General features: G+C 74.9%; 4 protein-coding genes. 3 read left to right on the forward strand and 1 reads right to left on the reverse strand.

Annotation, left to right across the window (positions count from 1 at the left end; genetic code table 11):
* From ACTUAL_RS13020 to ACTUAL_RS13030, 3 genes are all read left to right on the forward strand, one after another.
* Positions 1 to 667: HAD family hydrolase (locus ACTUAL_RS13020; RefSeq protein ID WP_440900418.1), on the forward strand; the 667-nt coding region annotated here is incomplete at its 5' end.
* Positions 664 to 1842 (forward strand): GNAT family N-acetyltransferase, encoded by a 1179-nt coding sequence (locus ACTUAL_RS13025; protein WP_440900419.1) that lies wholly within the window; start codon positions 664 to 666, stop codon positions 1840 to 1842. The genes ACTUAL_RS13020 and ACTUAL_RS13025, both read left to right, overlap by 4 nt.
* A 23-nt stretch (positions 1843 to 1865) precedes the next feature.
* Complete coding sequence (locus tag ACTUAL_RS13030; RefSeq protein WP_440900420.1) at positions 1866 to 2960, forward strand: hypothetical protein; 1095 nt, start codon at positions 1866 to 1868, stop codon at positions 2958 to 2960.
* A gap of 47 nt (positions 2961 to 3007) precedes the next feature.
* Here the strand turns inward: ACTUAL_RS13030 and ACTUAL_RS13035 are convergent.
* Positions 3008 to 3593, reverse strand: a 586-nt coding sequence (locus tag ACTUAL_RS13035) for a zinc-binding dehydrogenase (RefSeq protein WP_440900421.1), incomplete at its 5' end; no start/stop codon positions are given.

Genomic DNA, 3593 nt, shown 5'->3' on the forward strand with positions numbered 1-3593 from the left:
GGTGGCGCTGCTGCGCGACGCGGCCCCGGTGCGCTACCTGGTCGCCTCCAACGGCGCGGTCGTGGCCGAGCTGCCCTCCGAGCGCGTGCTGCGCACCGTCGCCATGCCCGCCGCGCTGGCCGCCGCCGCCGTGACCGCGCTGGCCGAGCGCTGCCCCGGCGCGGTCTGGGCGCTCGACCGCGCGCACGACCGCGTTCTGTCCCCGGACTGGCCGGACGTCCTGGTCAGCGGCGCCGCGCGGGTGCGCAGGTCCGCCACCGTCCCGCCGGGCCAGGACGTCCTGTGCCTCATGGTGGTCGGTTGCCCGCCCGAGGTCGGCGACGACCTCGCGCGCCGCCTGGGCCTGGGCTGCACCTCCTCCTCGGCCGGTCTGCTGGAGCTCTCCGCGCCGGGCGCCGACAAGCGCACCGCGCTGGAGTGGGTCCTGTCCCGCTCCGGCGCGGGCCCCCTGGCCGAGGCCGTCTACGGCGACGCCCCCAACGACCTGGGCATGTTCGCCCTCGCCCGCACCGCCGTCGCCGTCGGCAACGCCGCCGAGGAGGTGCTGCTGGCCGCCGACGAGGTGATCGGGACCAACGACGAGGACGGCGTCGCGGCGCACCTGGAAGAGTTGGCGCTGCACACCGGGACAGCCGCAGCAGCCGCACAGGAGAAGGACTTCCGATGAAGCTCACCGCCCACAGCACCGCCGCCGAGACCCCGGCCGAGGACTGGGACGCCCTGCGCGAGCGGGCCACGACCTACTCGGCCTCGGGCTGGCTGGGCGTGCGCGAGGAGGAGCTGCCGGAGACCGCGGCGGCCCGCCACCTCATCGCCACCGACGACGACGGCCCCGTGGCGGGCCTGGAGTCGTACTCGTTCACCGAACCGCCGCACCGGCTCTACGCGCCCACGTTCCTCCTGGACGGCCTGGTCGCCCCGGAACGCGCCGAGTCCTACGAGCGCGCCCCCTTCGTCCTGGGCGCGGGCTGGTCCGAGTTCCGGGGCCAGCTCCCCGTCCGCCCCGGCCTGCCCGCCGCGGAGCGCCGAGCCGCGATCACCGCCCTGGCCCAGGACACCGCCGCCTGGGCCGCGGAGCGGAACGCCCACCTCCTCGCCTACCTCTACCTCCCCCTGGAGGAGGCCCTGGAGGTGGCCTCGGCCCACGAGGGCGCGGTGGTCGTCCTGCAGGACGTGGAGAACGTCCTGCGCCTCGACTGGACCTTCGACGACTACCTGTCCTGGCTGCCCCGCAACCGCCGCACCCGCGTGCGCCGCGAGCTGCGCGACTTCGCTGAGAGCGGCAGGACCGTCGAGGAACTGGAGCTGTCCGGCGTGGTCGACGTGATCGCCCCGCTCAACAACGCCCTGATGCAGAAGTACGGCCACACCTGGTACAGCCTCGACCGCGCGCTCGCCGTCTACCACCGGCAGGCCCGGCACCTGAGCGCCGACAGCTCCGTGCTCCTGGTCCGCGACGAGGGCCGCCCGGCCGCGTTCGCCCTGCGCTACCGCCGGGACGACCGCCTGTACTCGCGCGTCGTCGGCTTCGACTACGACCTGCCGGGCCGCTCGGACTACTTCACGGTCCTGATGTACGAGGCGGTCCGCACCGGTCTGGAGCGCGGCCTGACCGCGCTCAACCTGGGCGTCGGCACCTACGAGGCCAAGCTGGGCCGGGGTGCCCTGCCGGTGCCGCTGTACAGCGTGTTCACCGGCGTCGGCGAGCCGCTCCCGGTGGCGCCGGGCGTGGTGGAGGCGCACAACCGCCGCAAGATCGCCGAGTTCGCCGACCAGTTCGGCAAGTTCGTGGTGGGCGGCCTGGACGCCCAGTCCTGGCTGCCGGACAGGGGGACGGCATGACGACGGTGCGCCGACTGGACACCTTGGACGAGATACCGCGGGAGTCCTGGGACTCCCTGGTGGGCCCGCTGGGCTTCTACTCCAGCCACGCCTGGCTGCGCTCCCAGGAGCGCTCCGCCGCGGCGAGGCCGACCTACGTGGTGGTGGAGCGGGCGGGTGAGCTCCTGGCGGCGTCGCCGGTCTACGAGTTCACCTCGCCCCCCGCCCCGCTCCCCGTCGCGGGTGGCGCGAGCGTGCTCCGCGCGGGCCCGAGAACCGGCTACCACAACCAGCTCCTGGTCCGCCAGGACGGCGAGCGCCGCACCCGCGCGCACGTGACGCTGCTCCTGCACGCCCTGGCCGAACTGGCCGCCGAACGCGGCAGGTCCGCCCTGCTCCTGGACCACCTGACCTCCTCGGACCTGGCGCTGCTGGCCGTGGACCTGGAGGCGGGGGCGGTGCTGCGCGGGGCGGAGGGCGTGCTGCACAACGAAGGCGGCACCTTCGCCTCGTACAAGCGCCTGCTGGGCAAGAACGCGCGCAAGAAGGAGCACGAGTGGCGCCGCTTCGCCGAGGCGGGCTTCACCGTGGACACCGCCCGCCTGTCGGAGACCCTCACCGAGGTGGTCCCGCTGATCGCGACCACCGGCGCCCGCTACGACTCGGCCCTGCCCACCGAGGAGATCACCCGCTTCCTGACCGAGCAGGCCCGCTGCGCCGACGACTCCAGCGTCGTCTTCCGCTGCCAGGACGCGGCGGGCGCCCTGGTCGGCTGCTCGGTCGACTTCCGCTGGCAGGACACCCTCTACGCCCGCGTGGCCGGGTTCGACTACTCCCGCCTGCACAACGCCTTCGAGTACTTCAACACCGTCTACTACGAGCCGCTGCGCTACATGGAAGCGCACGGCCTCACCACCCTCCACCTGGGCGTGGCCTCGCTCAACGCCAAGGCCAGGAGGGCGGCGACCCTGCACCCCCAGTGGGCCTGCGCGATCCCCGTGCCCCTGCGCAGAGGCGCGCTGCGCCAGCACGACCCCGCGGCCGACCGCGCCCTGGCGGACGCGATCGCCGCGGAGGCGGGCGGCGGCACGAACCACGACGAGTGGTCGGCGGACGCGTTCACCAAGATCGGGCGCTGACCGCCCGCCGCGTCACCGCCCAACTGCCGCACCGCCCCGCCGCCGCATCACCCGGACCGCGGCACGAGAACCGTCCGCTCGAAGGCCCCGCCGTGCGCGGCGGCGTGGGCCACCGCCTCCTCGACCCGTTCGAGCCCGAACCGGGTGACGCGCTCAGGCCCCAGGTCCAGCACCCCGCCCGCCACGAGCCGGATCACGCCGACGTTGGCCGTGCGCGGGTACATCCACTGCCCGCGCACGGTCACCGAGTTGCGCATGCTCCAGGGGTACGGCAGGGCGAGGTCCGCCCCGCCGAGCATCCCCACCCCGCCCATCAGCACGACCCGCCCCCGCTCCCGCACGGTCATGGCCGCCGCCCGCGTCACCGAACTGGGCGCGCTGGGCGGCAGGAGGTCCAGCACCACGTCGACCGGTCCGCCCGCCGCGGCCACCACGGCCGCGCGGTCCCCGTCCTCGTCCCCGCTCAGCTCAACCGGCCGCACCCGCGCCCCGAACCGGTCGACCAGCAGCTCCAGGACGTCCCGGTTCCGCCCAGGGGCCACCACGCGCCCGGCCCCCAGCGCGAGGGCGACAGCCACCGCGCTGCTGCCCAGGTTCCCGGTGGCCCCGCTCACCACCACCGTCTCCCCGGCG

This window comes from Actinosynnema sp., from assembly GCF_052038725.1.

Excerpts from the sequence above, each read along its gene's own strand:
- ACTUAL_RS13025 (WP_440900419.1), top strand. The coding sequence starts at position 664 with ATGAAGCTCACCGCCCACAGCACCGCCGCCGAGACCCCGGCCGAGGAC.